The organism is Priestia sp. JV24 (assembly GCF_025910025.1).
In the GTDB taxonomy this organism is placed as follows: Bacteria; Bacillota; Bacilli; order Bacillales; family Bacillaceae_H; genus Priestia; species Priestia megaterium.
Genome location: NZ_JAPCIN010000091.1, coordinates 1 through 481, shown reverse-complemented (window position 1 = coordinate 481; position 481 = coordinate 1). Strand labels below are relative to the sequence as shown.

At 38.3% G+C, this 481-nt stretch carries 1 pseudogene; it reads right to left on the bottom strand.

Features of this window, described 5'->3' with window-relative positions:
- Nucleotides 1-481: pseudogene (locus tag OK414_RS29820) on the bottom strand (plasmid recombination protein); the annotation flags it as partial.

Genomic DNA, 481 nt, shown 5'->3' with positions numbered 1-481 from the left:
CTTTTATTACGCTTCTGAATCCCACCAACATATTGAAAGAACGAAATCTGTTTCATTCTCTCGACATTCTTATCAATCCAATTCAATGCTTTTTCCTTCCAGAGCTTCAATGTCTTATTCTCTTCTCGTAATTCATGAACCTGGTCATTTGCTTTATCAAGATCCTCTTTTGGCACATAATTCTTGATATAACCAAGATTCATCTTTGTTAAGCTCTCATTCACTGCATTTGCCTGTACAAGCTCTTTTTTCGTTTTCTCATGTTTCTGCTTCTCAGTTGTTAAATCGTCGCTGAGAGAGCTTATATGAGCTTCATATTGCGTATCTAGTTCTCTCTTAACCTCATCTTTGAGGTTTTCCTTTTGTTCAGCTGAAAAATCACGCACGAGCTTCTGGCGCATTTGTTTCTTTGCTTTCTCCACTTGGCCGTCTCGATCTGCCACATATACCTCTAACTCTTGCTTTGTCTCACTCAAATCAT